Origin of the sequence: Lentibacter sp., assembly GCF_965658795.1 — a bacterium.
GTDB lineage: Bacteria > Pseudomonadota > Alphaproteobacteria > Rhodobacterales > Rhodobacteraceae > Lentibacter.
In genome coordinates, this window is the sequence record NZ_CBFHTG010000010.1 from 23,373 (window position 1) to 39,106 (window position 15,734).

Sequence of the window (15,734 nt, forward strand, 5' to 3'; positions counted from 1 at the left end):
CTGCCGTGAGGGCCGCAAAAACGCGTTAACCTTTGGTTCTCACGTTTTCATGAGGTCGGGCAAATCACCGTTCAAACCGGCGGCTTCGCGCATAAATCCGCGCTTCAGGCCGGGCATCGCGTTGATCAGCCCCATGCCAAGGTCACGCCCCGCGCGCAGCAGCGGATTGTCGTTTGAAAACAGCTTGTTGGTCAGGTCGGTGCTGGCGGCCAAGCTGGCCGTGTCAAACCTGCGCCAGCCTTGGTAGCGCTCCAGCACCAAAGCGCTGGCAAAGTCTTCGCCGCGCTGCTCGGCATGGTCGATCACATGGGCCAAAGCCGCCACATCGCGCAGCCCCGCATTAAGGCCCTGCCCCGCAATAGGGTGTAGCCCGTGCGCCGCATCGCCGACCAGCACAAGCCTTTGATCTGTAAAGGAATTCGCGATGGTCAGCTTGAGCGGATAGGCATAGCGCTGCCCCGCCAGTTTGATCTCGCCCAAAAAGTCGCCAAAGCGCGGACGCAGCACTTGCAGATAGTCTTCATCCCTCAGCGCATTGATGCCATCGGCCCGCGCTGTCCGCTCTGACCAGACAATAGAGCTACGGTTGCCGACAAGCGGCAAAATAGCCAGCGGCCCCTCGGGCATAAAAAATTGATGGGCAATGCCATTATGGGGCAATTCATGCTCGATCGCACAGACAAGCGCCGTCTGGCCATAGTCCCAGCCTGTCCGCCTGATTCGGGCGCGCTCAGCCGTGCCCGAGGTGCGCCCGTCGGCCCCCACAATCAGCCGTGTCGAATGCACATCGCCCGAGGCCAAAGTCAGCCACGCGCCACTCTCGTTTGTCTCTTGAGAAACAACCTTGCCTTCAACCGTTTCAATCAGCTCATGCGCGGCAACCGCCTCAAGCAAAGCGCGCCTCAGGTGGCGGTCTTCAAGCATATGGCCCATCGGGCCTTCTTCCAGCTCACCGCGCTCGAAATGCAGGAAAAACGGCGCTGGCCCTTGCCCTGCGCGCCCGTCACTCGCCTTGATTTCAAGCATAGGCTGGGCCTGCTCGGACACCTTGTTCCAAAGGCCCAAACGCGCCAAAAGCCGCACAGAGGCCATCGCCAATGCATAGGAGCGCCCGTCAAAAGCGGCGGCTTTGCGCAGCGCTTCTGGCTGGGCATCAATGAGGCTCACACGCCGCCCGCGCGCGGCCAAAGCCAGCGCCAAAACAGGGCCGTTGAGCCCCCCACCTACGATTGCGATATCACTGTCATATGTCATAGCCCGCACTATGCCAGCCCACGCGGGATTGTCCATGCAGCAGAACGCCGCTACCCTAGCCACAACACGCAAAATCGGGGGCATAGAATGCAAGACTGGCTAACAATGAGCATGGCTGACTTGGGCCGGGGCATCGCCGCAGGCGAGATTGATCCCATTGATTTAACTGAAAAATATCTCACAGCCATCAAAGCCCACCCCTTTGGCCCCCGCATCTACGCACGCCTCACCGAAGCGCGCGCAAGAGCCGAAGCCAAGGCCGCCTCTAAGCGCGCAAAACAAGGCCTGCGCCGCGGTCCGCTCGATGGCGTGCCTATCAGCTGGAAAGACCTCTTTGACACCGCAGGCACCGCCACAGAAGCAGGCTCAGCCCTGCTCAAAGACCGCGTACCAGACCGCGACGCATGGGTGCTCGCCAACGCCACCAAAGCAGGGCTTATCTGCCTTGGCAAAACCCATATGAGCGAGCTCGCCTTTTCTGGCCTCGGCCTCAATCCCGTTACCGAAACACCCCCCTGCGTCAGCGATGAGGCCGCCGTTTCTGGCGGTTCATCCTCTGGCGCGGCCGCCTCAGTCGCCTTCAATCTGGCCCCCTGCGGGATCGGCTCTGACACAGGCGGCTCCGTGCGCATCCCCGCCGCCTGGAACGATCTTGTCGGCCTCAAAACAACGGCTGGCCGCATCCCCCTCACAGGGGTTGTGCCCTTGGCCGCAAAGTTTGACACTATCGGCCCGCTCTGCCGCACCGTTGAAGATGCCGCCCTCATGCTTGCCGCGCTCGAAGGCGGCCAAGCTGCTGATCTTAAAGGCGCTTCTCTCAAGGGGTTGCGCCTTGCCGTGCTTGACACGGTCGCCTTTGACGACATCCGCGAAGCCCCCAAAACAGCCTTTGAAACAGCGCTCCAGCAGCTCGAAAAGGCAGGGGCCGAGATCATCTACATCCAAGCGCCCGAGGTTGCCGAGATCATGCCACTCTCGCCCATTCTCTTCACGTCCGAAGCCTACGGAACGTGGAAATCCGAAATTGAGGCCGCACCAGACAAGATGTTCCCCGAAATCCTCGCGCGCTTTCGCTCAGGGGCCTCGCACACCGCTGCAGACTATGTCGCGGCGTGGCACAGTGTCGAGCGCGCCCGCGCAACATGGGCTGCCCGCGTCGCTGGCTTTGACGCCGTTCTGGCCCCCACTGCGCCGATCTTGCCGCCCAATGCCGCGCGTCTGCTCACCGATAGCGACTATTACATCACAGAAAACCTGCTCGCCCTGCGCAACACCCGCATCGGCAACTTGCTTGGCCTGCCGGTCATAACCCTGCCCACAAGCACACCCGCCTGTGGAATTCAGCTTGTGGGCGCGGCTTTTGGCGAGGAAAAGCTGCTCCGCGTGGCTGCCGCCGCAGAGGCCGCCATGTCCTAAATGCCACAAACTGCCTGAATCCACACAGTTTTTCTGGACGCGGCGGCCTTGCTTCAGTAATTTGGGGTCAAACGGGGCGCCAATGACCCCGAAATTGAGGCAGTCTGAATATGTTTCCCGAGCGGTTCTCGAACCTTCCGGCCTATGCGTTCCCGCGTTTGCGCGCGCTGTTGGATCATCATCCAGCAGGCGGTGAGCCTGTACATATGACAATCGGCGAGCCCAAACACCCCTTCCCCGCATGGGTTGGTGAAGAGTTGGCGGCCAATGTCCAAGGCTTCAACCGCTACCCGCCCAATGACGGCAGCGAAGCGCTCCTCACATCCATTTCAGGCTGGCTCAAACGCCGCTTCAACATCACAGCGGCTGCAGACACGCAGATCCTTGCGCTCAACGGCACCCGCGAGGGCCTCTACAACGCATGCATGGCGCTCATCCCTGAAGCACTGCAAGGCGAACGCCCCAATATCCTGATGCCGAACCCGTTCTATCAGGTCTATGCAGTGGGTGCTGTCTCCGTTGGCGCACGGCCGATTTTTGCCGCAGCAACCGAGGCCACAGGCTTTCTGCCCGACTATGCAGGGCTGCCCACCGATATCCTCAAGAAAACGGCTGCAGCCTTCATTTGCTCCCCAAGCAACCCGCAAGGTGCCATCGCCACCCGCGCTTATCTGCGCGAGCTTATCGCTTTGGGCGAACAGTTTGATTTTCAGATTTTCGCCGATGAGTGCTACTCGGAAATCTACCGCAACGACCCGCCCCCCAGCGCGCTGGATGTGGCCGCCGAAATGGGCGCAAGCCCAGAGCGTGTTGTGATTTTCCATTCGCTCTCCAAGCGGTCAAACCTTCCGGGCCTGCGCTCCGGGTTTGTTGCGGGTGGGCCAGAGAGCATTCGCCGCCTCAAACAGCTGCGCAATTATGCGGGCGCGCCACTCCCCACACCGCTTCAGGCCGTGGCTGCACGCGCTTGGGATGATGAGGCACATGTGGCTGAGAACCGCGCGCTCTATCAGGAAAAATACGAAATCGCCGACAAACTCATGGCTGATTTTACAGGTTACCAAGGCCCCGAAGGCGGCTTTTTTCTCTGGCTTCCTGTGGAAGACGGTGAAGACGCCGCGCTAAAGCTCTGGCGCGAGACGGGCGTACGCGTGCTTCCGGGCGCTTACCTGAGCCGCGACGCCGACGGGCGCAACCCGGGCAAGAATTACATCAGGGTCGCCATGGTGGCCCCAAAAGAAGAAATGCAGCAGGGGCTTCTGGCCCTCAAAAGCTGCTTACAAAGCTGAGGACGAGGGAACATGGCATATCAGACACGCGGACGCGATCCGCTACTCGATAGCAACATGGCAGAAGCCATTGAAAAGCGCGGCAAAGAGCTGATCGGCATCGGGCTGATCGTGGCGGCTCTGGCCGCGGCTGCGATGGTCTTTTCCTACAATCCCAATGACCCGTCGTGGCTTTCGGCCACAGACGCCCCCGTCCAAAACTGGATGGGCGGGATCGGCGCTGCGATAGCGGCCCCCCTCTTCATGATCATTGGCTGGGGCAGCCTCGGCATCGCCGCCGCGCTGCTGGCATGGGGCACACGCTTTGCCCTTCACTACGGTGCAGACCGCGCCGTTGGCCGCCTGATCTTTGCGCCCATCTGGCTTGCGCTGCTGTCGATCTATGCCTCAACACTCGTGCCCGGCGAAACATGGACGCATTCTTTCGGCCTTGGCGGCCTGTTTGGTGACACAGTGCTTGGCAGCGCCCTCAGCATTCTGCCTGTCGGTGCCACCTTCGGCCTCAAAGTTCTGTCTTTGCTTCTTGGCGCGGCCATGCTGGCCTTTGGCCTCTTTATCCTCGGATTCACGCGCCCCGAGCTGCGCTATATCGGCCGCTTTCTGCTGATTGGTACAATCATGGCCTACGCCCTCGCCATGAACCTGCTTGGCAAGACAGCTACGGGTGCGGTCTCGGCCGCGCAGTCGATGCAAGAGCGCAACCGCCTGCGCCGTGAACAGCGCGCCATCGCGCGCGCCGAAGCGGCCGAATGGACCGCAATTCAAGACGCCCAGTCGCTTGAAGCAGACCCCTACGCGCAACCACATTACAACGAGCCAACACCCTCAGAGGCCCCCGAAGCAAAGCCAAGCCTGCGCTCTCTGATGCCCAATCTGATCCGCCGCGCCGAACCTGTGGCAGCAGAGCACGCGCTCGAGCCCGAGCTTGTGGAAATGCAGCCAAACTTTGGCGCAGCAGGCGAGCCAGAAGCGCCAAGCGATGACCGCATCAAAGCCAAGATCGCGGATGTCATCAAGTCGCGCGTGCGTCAGATCCCGTCCATGCAATCCGCCCATGCTGCGCCTCTCACCAAAGGCCGTGGCCATGGCCCGGCACCGCTTATTGCCAACACAACACCCCAGCCGCTCACCCGCGCAGAGCCACCCCTGACCGGGGCTGCTGCTGTTGAGCTGCCGCCAGAGCCACAGCTCACAAACAGCTATTCAGCCGCGGGCTACGCTGCCCCCGTTGAAGCGCCTGCACCCGAAGCGCCTTACCTTGAAGAGACCGAAGTTTTCGAAGAGGTTCTGCCCCTTGCAGAGGCCCCTGCCCCACTGAGCTACAGCATCCCCACAGCCGAGCCAAAAAAGGTTGTGCAGCACGCGCCCAAAAAGCCGGTGCAAACATCAGCCCGCGCACAAGCCGAAGCGCAGCCCGCTTTCACGTTTGATGACAAGCGCCCCGCCTATGAGCTGCCGCCTCTCTCCTTGCTGGCCGATCCGGTTCACATCGAGCGCCACCACCTTTCCGATGAGGCGCTGGAAGAAAACGCCCGCATGCTTGAGTCTGTCCTTGACGACTATGGCGTCAAAGGCGAGATCGTCTCTGTGCGCCCCGGCCCCGTTGTGACGATGTATGAGCTGGAGCCTGCTCCCGGCCTCAAAGCCTCCCGCGTGATCGGCCTCGCCGATGACATCGCCCGCTCCATGGCGGCCCTGTCGGCCCGCGTCAGCACGGTCCCTGGCCGCTCGGTCATCGGCATCGAACTGCCCAATGACAACCGCGAGATGGTCGGCTTCCGCGAGATCCTCTCGGGGCGCGAATACGGCGATGGCAACCACAAGTTGCCGCTCGCTTTGGGCAAAGACATCGGCGGTGACCCCATCGTGGCCAACCTCGCCAAAATGCCCCACCTGCTCATCGCGGGCACAACCGGCTCGGGCAAGTCCGTCGCCATCAACACCATGATCCTTTCGTTGCTCTACAAGCTCACGCCTGAAGACTGCCGCATGATCATGATTGACCCCAAGATGCTCGAACTTTCCGTTTATGACGGCATTCCACACCTGCTCTCTCCTGTTGTGACCGACCCGAAGAAAGCCGTGGTCGCCCTCAAATGGACCGTCGGCGAAATGGAAGAGCGCTACCGCAAAATGTCCAAAATGGGCGTGCGCAACATCGACGGCTACAACTCCCGCGTGGCTGACGCCCTCGCCAAAGGCGAAATGTTCTCTCGCACGGTCCAGACAGGCTTTGACGACGACACAGGCGAGCCCGTGTTCGAAACAGAGCAAATGAAGCCCGAGAAAATGCCCTATATCGTTGTCATCGTTGACGAGATGGCCGACCTCATGATGGTCGCAGGCAAAGAGATCGAAGCTTGCATCCAGCGCCTCGCCCAAATGGCGCGCGCCTCTGGCATTCACATCATCATGGCCACACAGCGCCCCTCTGTTGACGTGATCACCGGCACAATCAAAGCCAACTTCCCCACGCGGATCAGCTTCCAAGTGACAAGCAAGATCGACAGCCGCACCATTCTTGGTGAAATGGGTGCCGAGCAACTGCTTGGCATGGGTGACATGCTTTACATGGCAGGCGGTGCCAAAATCACCCGTTGCCACGGTCCGTTTGTCTCCGATGAAGAAGTCGAAGAGATCGTCAACCACCTCAAGGCTTATGGCCCGCCCGAATATGTCTCTGGTGTTGTGCAGGGCCCGCCCGATGACAACGCAGGCGATATCGATGCAGTGCTTGGCCTCGGCGGCAACACGGATGGTGAAGACGCCCTCTACGATCAGGCCGTGGCCATCGTGATCAAAGACCGCAAGTGCAGCACGTCTTATATCCAGCGCAAGCTGTCCATCGGCTACAACAAAGCCGCAAAGCTCGTGGAACAGATGGAAGAAGAAGGCCTCATCTCGGCCGCAAACCATGTGGGCAAGCGTGAAATCCTCGTGCCCGAGCAACACTGATCTGCGCTTTCGGCAGGTTTCTGCCTCAAAATCTCCAAGAACACCGGCTTGTTATCGCTTAACAGTCGGTGTTTTCGTATTCTAACCCCATATCAAACGTGCAAACACACATCGGGATACTTAGGTAACGGTTATGAAGCTCAAACATATTTTCCTCGCGCCCGTACTGGCGCTCGCTCTTACAAGCCCGGCCATGGCAGAAAAGCTCTCGCTTGCGGCCCTATCCCAATATCTCAACGCGATGAAGACTGCTCAGGGCACCTTCACACAGATCAATGAAGACGGAACAATCGCCACAGGCACGATCTACATCAAGCGCCCGGGCAAAATCCGCTTCGAGTATAACCCGCCCGAAGAAACGCTCGTACTGGCCAGCGCAAATACCGTGGCGATCTTTGATCCCAAAACCAATCAGGGCCCCGAGAGCTATCCACTCGGCAAAACCCCCCTGTCGATCATCCTTGCCCGCAATGTTGACCTCGCGCGCGCCAATATGATTGTGGGGCACAGCTATGACGGCACCGCCACGACCATCACAGCACAAGACCCTGCACACCCCGAATACGGCAACATCCAACTGAAATTCACGGGTGACCCCGTCGAGCTGCGCCAATGGGTCATCAACGATCAGGGCGGATCAAGCACAACGGTGTCTTTGGGCGCGCTCACCAAAGGTGGCAGCCTGCCAAACAGACTTTTTGACATCGCCCTCAACACAAAAGAGCGCGGGCGTTAAGCGCCCGCCACCCGTTCAGCGCAAGCGGCGGCAGCTCGCAAGCTGTGCTTTATACATTTCCGAGCGCTGGCCAACCTCACCCGCAACACGCATCAGCCAAGCTTTCTGGCGGTACGTGCCACGCGCAAAGCCTGTGTGCCCGTCATGATAGGCCAAATATTGGTTGCGCGCGTCATGAAGCGAAACCCCGTTCCGCTCCCGGGTGATATTCATGTAATAGCCCATGAAATCTGTCGCATCGCGAATGTTGTTGCGCTTCGCCATGCGCTTGTTTTCTTTCTGCTGGTACTCTTTCCAAGTCGCATCAAGCGCTTGCGAATACCCAAAGGCGCTCGATTGGCGGCCAACAGGAATCACACCAAGCGAATACTGAAATGGCGTTCGCGCATCAGATTTGAATTTGCTCTCTTGGTAAATGGTGGCCATCTGCACATGCACAGGCACGCCCCATTTACGCTCTGCCGCCTTAAAGGCACGGAAGTATGTCGGGCGCTCTTTGAGGATTGCACAGGCATTATCAAGGTTGCGCGGCGCGCTTGTCCCTCTCGGGCTGCCACAGGCCGCCAAAGTTGCCACAATCATAAAAGCGCAAAGGATTCTGCTCATCTGCCCCTCGCTTATTTGTTTTTTTCAAACATAGCGCATCCGCCAAAAAATCTAAATCAATTTCCCGTGCCTCAAGCGCTTTTCTGCCCGTATTGACCTGTAAAACACAGCACTGTTGGAAAGCCCGTCACACAGTGTTTCCAGCAAAAACGCGCTCAAAAATAGACAGACCCCCATTGAAAGCGTTAAGCTGCTCAGATAGGGGCAATTCTTATGATGATACGCAAACGTGCCAAATACCACCTCGGGCAAGTCGTCCGCCACAAGAAGCACCCCTTCCGCGGGGTAGTCTTTGACGTGGACCCACAGTTCTCCAATACCGACGAATGGTACGAAGCAATCCCCGAAGACAGCCGCCCCAAAAAAGAGCAGCCCTTCTATCATCTGCTGGCCGAAAATGATCAGAGCTACTACGTCGCTTATGTCTCCGAGCAAAATCTCGTCGCAGACTATTCAGGCGAGCCCGTTGATCACCCGGACATCCCCGATCTCTTCGGCCCGTTCCGCGACGGCCAGTACCCGCTTCAGTTCCAAATGAACTGACACGGTCAAAAGCCGGTCAAACTTTCTTTTTGCTAAAAATATCCCAGGGGGTCTGGGGGACAGCGTCCCCCAGCGGGTCGGTGTGTGCAAAGCAAACGCCGATCAGCCCTACTCCACGGGGCGCCCGTCTTTCTTCCAGGCCCCGAAGCCACCCTCCATCTCGGCGACATTTTCAGCACCCATGTCCTGTAGCGCCTTCGTCGCCAGAGCCGAGCGCCACGCCCCCGCACAGAACAGGATAATCTTCTTCTCCGTGACAAACGCCTCTTTGTGGTAGGGGCTGGCAGGATCAAACCAGAACTCCAGCATCCCCCGCGGCGCATGCATCGCACCGGGGAAACGCCCTTCGCGCTCAAGCTCGCGAGGGTCGCGAATGTCCACCACAAGCGCCTCTCCCGCTTCGGCAAGCCGCCAGACCTCGTCGCGGCTCAGCGTCTCAATCTCTTCTTTTGCCCGCATCACGAGCTCTTTCACAGGTGTAATTGCCATGCTCAATACCCCAGCGCCGCGCCGTCTTTGCGCGGATCAGATGCCCCCTCGAGCACACCATCTGCGCGGATGCGGATCGCCTGCGCCCCGCCCAAAGGCCCGTCAGGAACAACAATCTTATGTCCCAGTGCCGCCAGCTCGGTGCGCACCGCTTCGCTATAGCCTTTTTCGACTTTCAGCTCACCGCCGTCGGCAAAGCACCGTGGCGCATCAATCGCGCTCTGCGCGTCCATGCCGTAATCCTGCATGTTGGTCACAAACCGTGCGTGGCCACAGGGCTGATAGGCGCCACCCATCACACCGAATGGCATCACAGCGCGCCCGTTCTCGGCCAGCATCCCGGGGATGATGGTGTGCATCGGGCGCTTGCCGCCACCATAAGCGTTGGGGTGCGCCGCATCGAGCGTGAAACCCGCGCCACGGTTTTGCAGCAGAATGCCGAATTTTTCACTGGCAATACCAGAGCCAAAGCCATGGAAAATAGAGTAGATAAAGCTCACAGCCATACGGTCCTTGTCCACCACCGTGATGTAAACCGTGTCCTTATGTACGGCTTCGCTCAGAGGCGCGGCCGCGTCCATCGCGTGTTTGGGGTCAATCAGCCCCGCCAGCTTCTTGGCCGTATCCATGCTCAGCATATGCGCGAGCCGCTTCGTCATATCAGGATCGGCAATGAAGCGGTTGCGCGCGTCATAGGCAAGCTTCGTTGCCTCTGCCTCGATATGCGCCCGCATCGCGCCAAACGGCTCCATGCTTGCAAGGTCAAACTGGCTCAAAATATTGAGCATGAGATTCGCCGTTGCGCCCTGCCCGTTGGGCGGGTGCTCACAAAGGTCCACCCCTTTGTAATGGCTCTGTACAGGCTCGGTGTAAAAGCTGGTTGCCCCCGCAAAGTCGCTCAGCTCGTGGACACCGCCCAACTCTTGAAGTGCCGCCACCATATCCTCGGCCACTTCGCCCTCATAAAAGCCCTTGCGCCCGTCTTTGGCCACGCGCCGTAGCGCCTCGGCCTGCGCGGGTGAGCGAAACATCTGCCCCACCTCACCCGGCTTGCCATCAATCAAGTAATGCGTTTTGCCATGCCCCTGCAGCGCCTTGGCCGCTTCGGGCCAGTCAAAGGCCACACGCGGCGCAACAGGCACACCCTCTTCCGCATAGCGGATCGCAGGGGCAAGGATCGCGTCAAGCCCGAGCTTGCCATAGTCCTCAGACAAACGGCAAAAGCCGTCCATCGCGGTCGGGATGGTCACCGCCTCGGGCCCGTTGAGCGGCACTGTCTTTTCTCCACGTGCGCGCAGCGCCTCGATATCCGCTGCCGCTGGCGCCGTACCTGATCCGTTCAGCGCGCGGATCGCACCGCCTTCTTTGTCTTGAAAGAGGACAAAACAGTCCCCGCCGATCCCTGTCATCTGCGGCTCACAAATGCCCAGCAGGACCGCACCGGCGATGGCCGCATCCATAGCGTTGCCGCCCCGCTCCATGATATCAACAGCCACTTTGGCCGCCAAAGGATGCGATGTGGCGCACATGCCATTGCTCGCCAAGACGGGCGAACGCCCCGGAAAATGAAAGTCGCGCATAATTTTGGTCACCCCTGTTTCGCTTTGCCAAAAGAGTAAGCGCCACAAAGACCAATGCCAATGCAGTTTTGATAATTTGCGATTTGGGGGGGAGGTAAGTGCCTCGACGCCGCGCACTGGGTGGGGGCTGTTAACACGCGACGCCGAGGGAAGCCATATGCAGCTACGAAACTAGGTATGACGTCTGAATCAGGCGAATCTTCGTGCCGAATGCGGCAATTTCAAGAAATTTGGCCACAGCAAGCCGAAGCAGTTCAAGGGATCACCCCTGACCGTCACAGAAGATCGAGAAGGCAAGCTCGTTGCGCCCCTCGGTGCGCTTGTAGGCCAGATCACTGGCGATGTGGTGGACAAGATACCAGCCAAAGCCGCCCTCAGGCATCTCCTCAAGCGTTCCATCCAGAGCTGGCAGTCGCCCCTCTGGCAAGCGCGCACGCGGCAGCGCCTCACCCTCATCCAACACATGAAAGCGCAGGGCATGCCCCGCGCGGTGCAGACAGACGGCAATCCGTCCACTGCGGCCTGCGCCATATGCATGTTCGACAATATTGTTAAGCACTTCGCCCAGCACAACTTCGGCAGACCCTATGTCGTCAGCGCTTAGCTCCATCTCGCGAAGCGTCTTCGTGAGCTCGCAAAGCGCTTTGCGCACTTCTTCCTCCCCACTGGGAAACTCGAAGCACACATCGGCACTGCTCTGTCGCCTAAGGAGCGTCATCTGCCCATCCTCGCCGAAGCTCAGCCCACTTTGTAGAGCCGCGAAACATCTTCAACCCGCTCATGAATTGTAAAGATCGAGTCCATCCGCGTCAGGCGAAAGACCTTATCAACAGTCGGTGTCAGCTCCGCCAGATCAAGGCGCTTGGTCGTGCCCATCAACTTCATGACCGCCACAACAGCGCCCAGACCACTTGAGTCAATAAAATTGACAGCAGATAGATCCAGAACAACGTGGCTAGACCTCGCCTCACCCGTTATCTCCCGCAGCGAATCCTTGAATTTAAGCGCCGCAGCCGCGTCTATCCGCTCTGCCAGAACCTTTACAAACAAGAGATCACCCGTCTCGGTGCAGCTAAATTCCATCTCGCTCTCCGTTATCGTAGAAATACGCCTTTGATCACAAACACTAGACGGCAATCCTTTCTATTCGGTATTCAGGCCCCAACGGAGGAGACTATTTCATGAAAAAGGTAATGATCGCAGGCGCGGCGCGCACCCCTATGGGCGGCTTTCAAGGTGTGTTTGATGGCGTCCCCGCCTCCACACTGGGTGGCGCAGCCATTCGCGCAGCGCTGGCCAACGCTGGTGCAACAACTGTCGATGAAGTGCTCATGGGCTGTGTCTTGCCCGCAGGCCAGGGCCAGGCACCCGCGCGCCAAGCGGGTTTTGCCGGGGGGCTGGGCGAAGATGTGCCCGCCACCACCGTCAACAAAATGTGCGGCTCTGGCATGAAGACCACTATGATGGGCGCAGATCAGATTGCTCTTGGCCACGCCGACACCATGATCACAGGCGGCATGGAATCCATGTCAAACGCGCCCTACCTGCTAGAAAAAATGCGCTCTGGCGCCCGCATCGGCCACCAGAAAGTCGTTGACCATATGTTTCTGGACGGCCTTGAAGACGCCTATGACAAAGGCCGCCTGATGGGCACCTTTGCAGAAGACTGCGCCGAAAAGTACCAATTTACGCGTGAAGCCCAAGACGACTACGCAATCGGCTCACTCAACGGCGCGCTTGAGGCCATTCGCTCTGGCGCATTTGATGGTGAAGTCGCCTCTGTGACGCTCACAAGCCGCAAAGGCGAGGTGGTCATCTCTGAAGATGAACAGCCCGCCAAAGCCCGCCCGGAAAAGATCCCGACACTGAAGCCTGCCTTCCGCGAGGGTGGTACAGTCACAGCCGCCAATGCCTCATCCATCTCCGATGGAGCCGCCGCGCTGGTGCTTGCCTCAGAAGAGGCAGCCAAGGCACAGGGCCTGACAGTCCGCGCCGAGATCATCGGCCATGCAAGCCACGCCCAAGCCCCAGGATGGTTTGCAACAGCGCCCATCCCCGCCGCACAAAAGCTGCTGAAAAACATCGGCTGGAGCGTCGAAGATGTAGACCTCTGGGAAGTCAACGAAGCCTTCGCAGTCGTGCCGATGGCCTTCATGCACGAAATGGGCATCTCCCGTGACAAGATAAACGTCAACGGCGGCGCCTGTGCGCTCGGCCATCCCATCGGCGCATCAGGCACACGAATCATCGTGACACTGCTCAACGCTCTGGAAAAACGCGGCCTCAAGCGCGGCATCGCCGCAATCTGCATCGGCGGCGGCGAAGGCACAGCCATAGCGATCGAACGCGTCTAAGCGTCTTTGGGCCAAAACACCTCAGGGTGCGGGGCAATGCCCCGCGCCGTCCTATGCACGAAAGCAAACAGATGACTGTAGACTATGGCACACTCGCCAAAACCATCCTGAGCCTCGCCGAAGGCGAAACCGACGCGGTCGCGCTGATGGCCACTCTCGCCTGTGAGATCCACCATGCCGATGACCGCTTCGACTGGACCGGGTTTTACCGCGTAACAGCCCCGGGCATGCTCAAGATCGGCCCTTACCAAGGCGGGCACGGGTGCCTCTCCATCCCCTTCACACGCGGCGTTTGCGGCGCAGCCGCGCGCAGCCGAACGGTGCAGCTGGTCGATGATGTCGAGGCTTTCGAAGGCCACATCGCCTGCGCCTCCAGCACACGTTCCGAGCTGGTGCTGCCCGTGTTCAACGCCGTGGGTGATGTCATCGCTGTCCTTGATATCGACAGTGACAAACCCGCAGCCTTTACCCAAGACGATGCCAACGCGCTTGAGGCGATCCTCTTTGAGGTTTTCGCAAAGCAAGACAGCGCAGAGCTTGCGGCGACCTGACGCTCTCAAAACTTGGCCAACATCGCTGTGAAAAAATGCTTTGAAATTTCACAGAACTGAGCCATCGTGAAATTGTAGGCCAAAATTTCACGAGAGTCGGATGAACCAAACTGCACACGCCGTTCAGACCCTAGGTGCCGATCTGCGCGCCCTGCGCAAAGCCCGCGGGCTGACGCTGAGCGATATGGCCGAGCAGCTCGGGCGCTCTGTTGGCTGGCTCAGTCAGGTCGAGCGTGACATGTCCGAACCGTCTATCAACGACTTGCGCCACATCGCAAAGTCGCTTGGCGTGTCAGTCTCCATGCTCTTCAGCCACGCTCCTGCTCCCGCTGATGAAGCGGGCTATGTGGTGCGCAAAGGCGCGCGCAGGCCCATAGGATCTGGCGAAGCAGGGCTCGTTGAAGAGCTTCTCTCCCCTGATCTCACCGATGATTTCGAGATGGTGCACTCTACGTTCGCGCCACACTCCCGCATCGGCGAGGCCGTCACCCGCCCCACACAAGAGGTCGGCTATCTGCTCGCAGGCAAGCTTGATCTTGTTATCAGCGGAACCCGCTTCACCATCGAACCGGGCGACAGCTTCCGCATTCGCGGCGAGCCGTTTGAATGGATCAACCCCTACGACACACCCGCCGTGGCCATCTGGGTCATCGCGCCACCCGTATATTAAGGCAGTGAATTGATATGAGCTTTGAAGCCTGGAGTATTTTCGCCGTTTTCTGGCTGGTGTTTGTCACCACCCCGGGGCCAAACGCGGTAAACTGCATCCAGACAGGAATGCAGCGCGGCTTCTTGCGCAGCTTGCCCGCCGTTGCCGCGATCCTGTGCCAAGCCTCGCTCTTTCTGGCGCTCTCGGCCTTTGGCATCACAGCGCTTGTCGCCGCATCGCCCACTGCCTTTCTCGTGCTCAAGTTTGTTGGAGCCGGCTTCCTTGTCTATCTCGGCTTGCGCGCAATCCTCATGGCCCATCTGCCTATCAAAGCGGCGACCCAAACAAGCCAGTCGCTGTTTTTCCGCTCTTTCATGATTGCCACGATCAACCCGAAATCAGTGGCTGGCTACCTTGCCGCCTTCAGCCAGTTTGTTGACCCGACCACCCCGATCGCTACGCAAATGTGGGCTATAGTGCCCACAGCGCTCACACTGACCACCCTCAGCTACTGCACCTATACCGCCCTCGGGGCAGGCCTCGGCAAGCTCGCCCTCGGCGCTGTCTTCAATGCGTGGTTCCGCCGTGTGATGGGCCTCTGCTTCATCGCCTATGGCCTTGCGCTCGGCGGCTACACGGGGCGGCCCTCATGAAAGCAGCCCAAAACAAACACAGGGTTCCGCCATGTTAGAGACACTTCTGGCCATGGATCCTGCACTCATCCTCGCCTTCACAGGCGCTGGTGTTTTGCTCAATCTCACGCCCGGCTCGGATGTCGCATTCGCCATGGCCTCCGGCATCTCGGGCGGCCCGCGCACAGGGGTTGCAGCCGCACTCGGCATCACTTTGGGCGGCCTCACCCATGTTATGTTTGCCGTCCTCGGCATCTCGGCAGCGCTCATGGCGATCCCGCATGCCTATGATTCCATCCGCTACATCGGCGCGGCCTATCTCATCTTTCTGGCGGTCAAGACATGGCGCGCGCCTTCAGCGCTTGAAAAAGCCGTCGGGGCCAAAAGACTCTTTTCTGCGCTCAAGCGCGGCTACCTCACAAACCTGCTCAACCCGAAGGTTGCGCTGTTCATCCTTGCCTTCCTGCCACAGTTCACACGCCCCGAGGCAGGACCAATCTGGCAGCAGATCCTGCTTCTCGGCCTCCTCTTCAACGCCACAGGCTTTGTCATCACCAGCGCCTATGGCCTCACAGCGGGCTTTGCAGGCAATCACCTCGCCCGTCTGGGCGGCACGCTCAACAAAATCACTGCTATCGTTTTCGGCGGCTTAGCGGCACGCCTCATCTGGGAGTAAACAC

General features: G+C 59.4%; 16 protein-coding genes. 10 read left to right on the forward strand and 6 right to left on the reverse strand.

Annotation, left to right across the window (positions count from 1 at the left end):
- Positions 1–39 precede the first annotated feature (39 nt).
- Positions 40–1,290 carry a UbiH/UbiF/VisC/COQ6 family ubiquinone biosynthesis hydroxylase gene (locus ACTG3X_RS08825; RefSeq protein ID WP_439110887.1) on the reverse strand — a complete coding sequence of 417 codons (1,251 nt, stop codon included), beginning with the start codon at positions 1,288–1,290 and terminating at the stop codon, positions 40–42.
- A gap of 51 nt (positions 1,291–1,341) precedes the next feature.
- Here ACTG3X_RS08825 and ACTG3X_RS08830 point away from each other — a divergent pair, with 51 nt between their 5' ends.
- From ACTG3X_RS08830 to ACTG3X_RS08845, 4 genes are all read left to right on the forward strand, one after another.
- On the forward strand, positions 1,342–2,670 hold the full coding sequence (locus ACTG3X_RS08830) for an amidase (protein ID WP_439110888.1): 1,329 nt from the start codon (positions 1,342–1,344) through the stop codon (positions 2,668–2,670).
- Between the two features lie 110 nt (positions 2,671–2,780).
- A complete protein-coding gene (locus ACTG3X_RS08835; protein WP_439110889.1) occupies positions 2,781–3,959 on the forward strand; it encodes an aminotransferase class I/II-fold pyridoxal phosphate-dependent enzyme in 1,179 nt (392 codons plus the stop codon).
- Between the two features lie 12 nt (positions 3,960–3,971).
- Entirely contained in the window at positions 3,972–6,914 is a 2,943-nt protein-coding gene (locus tag ACTG3X_RS08840) for a DNA translocase FtsK 4TM domain-containing protein (RefSeq protein WP_439110890.1), read from the forward strand.
- A gap of 133 nt (positions 6,915–7,047) precedes the next feature.
- Positions 7,048–7,650 carry a LolA family protein gene (locus ACTG3X_RS08845; RefSeq protein ID WP_439110891.1) on the forward strand — a complete coding sequence of 201 codons (603 nt, stop codon included), beginning with the start codon at positions 7,048–7,050 and terminating at the stop codon, positions 7,648–7,650.
- Positions 7,651–7,665: 15 nt separating this feature from the next.
- Here ACTG3X_RS08845 and ACTG3X_RS08850 read toward each other — a convergent pair whose 3' ends face one another.
- Positions 7,666–8,256 carry a transglycosylase SLT domain-containing protein gene (locus ACTG3X_RS08850; protein ID WP_439110892.1) on the reverse strand — a complete coding sequence of 197 codons (591 nt, stop codon included), beginning with the start codon at positions 8,254–8,256 and terminating at the stop codon, positions 7,666–7,668.
- A gap of 216 nt (positions 8,257–8,472) precedes the next feature.
- Here ACTG3X_RS08850 and hspQ point away from each other — a divergent pair, with 216 nt between their 5' ends.
- Positions 8,473–8,799: a heat shock protein HspQ gene (gene hspQ, locus ACTG3X_RS08855; protein WP_439110973.1), complete on the forward strand. Its 327-nt coding sequence runs from the start codon at positions 8,473–8,475 to the stop codon at positions 8,797–8,799.
- Positions 8,800–8,907: 108 nt separating this feature from the next.
- Here the strand turns inward: hspQ and ACTG3X_RS08860 are convergent, their stop codons facing one another.
- The 4 genes from ACTG3X_RS08860 to ACTG3X_RS08875 all read right to left on the reverse strand — a co-directional run bounded on the left by ACTG3X_RS08860 (position 8,908) and on the right by ACTG3X_RS08875 (position 11,951).
- Positions 8,908–9,288, reverse strand: a complete 381-nt coding sequence (locus ACTG3X_RS08860) for a rhodanese-like domain-containing protein (protein WP_439110893.1) — start codon at positions 9,286–9,288, stop codon at positions 8,908–8,910.
- A 2-nt stretch (positions 9,289–9,290) separates the two neighbouring features.
- The gene (locus tag ACTG3X_RS08865) at positions 9,291–10,868 is read right to left on the reverse strand and encodes a gamma-glutamyltransferase family protein (RefSeq protein WP_439110974.1); all 1,578 of its coding nucleotides are present in this window, start codon (positions 10,866–10,868) and stop codon (positions 9,291–9,293) included.
- Positions 10,869–11,130: 262 nt separating this feature from the next.
- A complete protein-coding gene (locus tag ACTG3X_RS08870; protein ID WP_439110894.1) occupies positions 11,131–11,586 on the reverse strand; it encodes an ATP-binding protein in 456 nt (151 codons plus the stop codon).
- Positions 11,587–11,606: 20 nt separating this feature from the next.
- A complete protein-coding gene (locus ACTG3X_RS08875) occupies positions 11,607–11,951 on the reverse strand; it encodes an STAS domain-containing protein (protein WP_439110895.1) in 345 nt (114 codons plus the stop codon).
- Between the two features lie 98 nt (positions 11,952–12,049).
- Between ACTG3X_RS08875 and ACTG3X_RS08880 the strand changes: the two genes are divergently transcribed.
- The 5 genes from ACTG3X_RS08880 to ACTG3X_RS08900 all read left to right on the forward strand — a co-directional run bounded on the left by ACTG3X_RS08880 (position 12,050) and on the right by ACTG3X_RS08900 (position 15,730).
- Positions 12,050–13,222: a thiolase family protein gene (locus ACTG3X_RS08880; protein WP_439110896.1), complete on the forward strand. Its 1,173-nt coding sequence runs from the start codon at positions 12,050–12,052 to the stop codon at positions 13,220–13,222.
- Between the two features lie 71 nt (positions 13,223–13,293).
- On the forward strand, positions 13,294–13,773 hold the full coding sequence (locus ACTG3X_RS08885; protein WP_439110897.1) for a GAF domain-containing protein: 480 nt from the start codon (positions 13,294–13,296) through the stop codon (positions 13,771–13,773).
- Between the two features lie 100 nt (positions 13,774–13,873).
- Complete coding sequence (locus ACTG3X_RS08890; protein WP_439110898.1) at positions 13,874–14,443, forward strand: helix-turn-helix domain-containing protein; 570 nt, start codon at positions 13,874–13,876, stop codon at positions 14,441–14,443.
- 14 nt (positions 14,444–14,457) lie between these two features.
- The gene (locus ACTG3X_RS08895; protein ID WP_439110899.1) at positions 14,458–15,075 is read left to right on the forward strand and encodes a LysE family translocator; all 618 of its coding nucleotides are present in this window, start codon (positions 14,458–14,460) and stop codon (positions 15,073–15,075) included.
- A gap of 31 nt (positions 15,076–15,106) precedes the next feature.
- Positions 15,107–15,730 carry a LysE family translocator gene (locus ACTG3X_RS08900; protein ID WP_439110900.1) on the forward strand — a complete coding sequence of 208 codons (624 nt, stop codon included), beginning with the start codon at positions 15,107–15,109 and terminating at the stop codon, positions 15,728–15,730.
- Positions 15,731–15,734: the final 4 nt, after the last annotated feature.

Coding starts and splice junctions, on each gene's coding strand:
- ACTG3X_RS08825 (WP_439110887.1), bottom strand. CDS start 1,290: ATGGACAATCCCGCGTGGGCTGGCATAGTGCGGGCTATGACATATGAC.
- ACTG3X_RS08830 (WP_439110888.1), top strand. CDS start 1,342: ATGCAAGACTGGCTAACAATGAGCATGGCTGACTTGGGCCGGGGCATC.
- ACTG3X_RS08835 (WP_439110889.1), top strand. CDS start 2,781: ATGTTTCCCGAGCGGTTCTCGAACCTTCCGGCCTATGCGTTCCCGCGT.
- ACTG3X_RS08840 (WP_439110890.1), top strand. CDS start 3,972: ATGGCATATCAGACACGCGGACGCGATCCGCTACTCGATAGCAACATG.
- ACTG3X_RS08845 (WP_439110891.1), top strand. CDS start 7,048: ATGAAGCTCAAACATATTTTCCTCGCGCCCGTACTGGCGCTCGCTCTT.
- ACTG3X_RS08850 (WP_439110892.1), bottom strand. CDS start 8,256: ATGAGCAGAATCCTTTGCGCTTTTATGATTGTGGCAACTTTGGCGGCC.
- hspQ (WP_439110973.1), top strand. CDS start 8,473: ATGATACGCAAACGTGCCAAATACCACCTCGGGCAAGTCGTCCGCCAC.
- ACTG3X_RS08860 (WP_439110893.1), bottom strand. CDS start 9,288: ATGGCAATTACACCTGTGAAAGAGCTCGTGATGCGGGCAAAAGAAGAG.
- ACTG3X_RS08865 (WP_439110974.1), bottom strand. CDS start 10,868: ATGCGCGACTTTCATTTTCCGGGGCGTTCGCCCGTCTTGGCGAGCAAT.
- ACTG3X_RS08870 (WP_439110894.1), bottom strand. CDS start 11,586: ATGACGCTCCTTAGGCGACAGAGCAGTGCCGATGTGTGCTTCGAGTTT.
- ACTG3X_RS08875 (WP_439110895.1), bottom strand. CDS start 11,951: ATGGAATTTAGCTGCACCGAGACGGGTGATCTCTTGTTTGTAAAGGTT.
- ACTG3X_RS08880 (WP_439110896.1), top strand. CDS start 12,050: ATGAAAAAGGTAATGATCGCAGGCGCGGCGCGCACCCCTATGGGCGGC.
- ACTG3X_RS08885 (WP_439110897.1), top strand. CDS start 13,294: ATGACTGTAGACTATGGCACACTCGCCAAAACCATCCTGAGCCTCGCC.
- ACTG3X_RS08890 (WP_439110898.1), top strand. CDS start 13,874: ATGAACCAAACTGCACACGCCGTTCAGACCCTAGGTGCCGATCTGCGC.
- ACTG3X_RS08895 (WP_439110899.1), top strand. CDS start 14,458: ATGAGCTTTGAAGCCTGGAGTATTTTCGCCGTTTTCTGGCTGGTGTTT.
- ACTG3X_RS08900 (WP_439110900.1), top strand. CDS start 15,107: ATGTTAGAGACACTTCTGGCCATGGATCCTGCACTCATCCTCGCCTTC.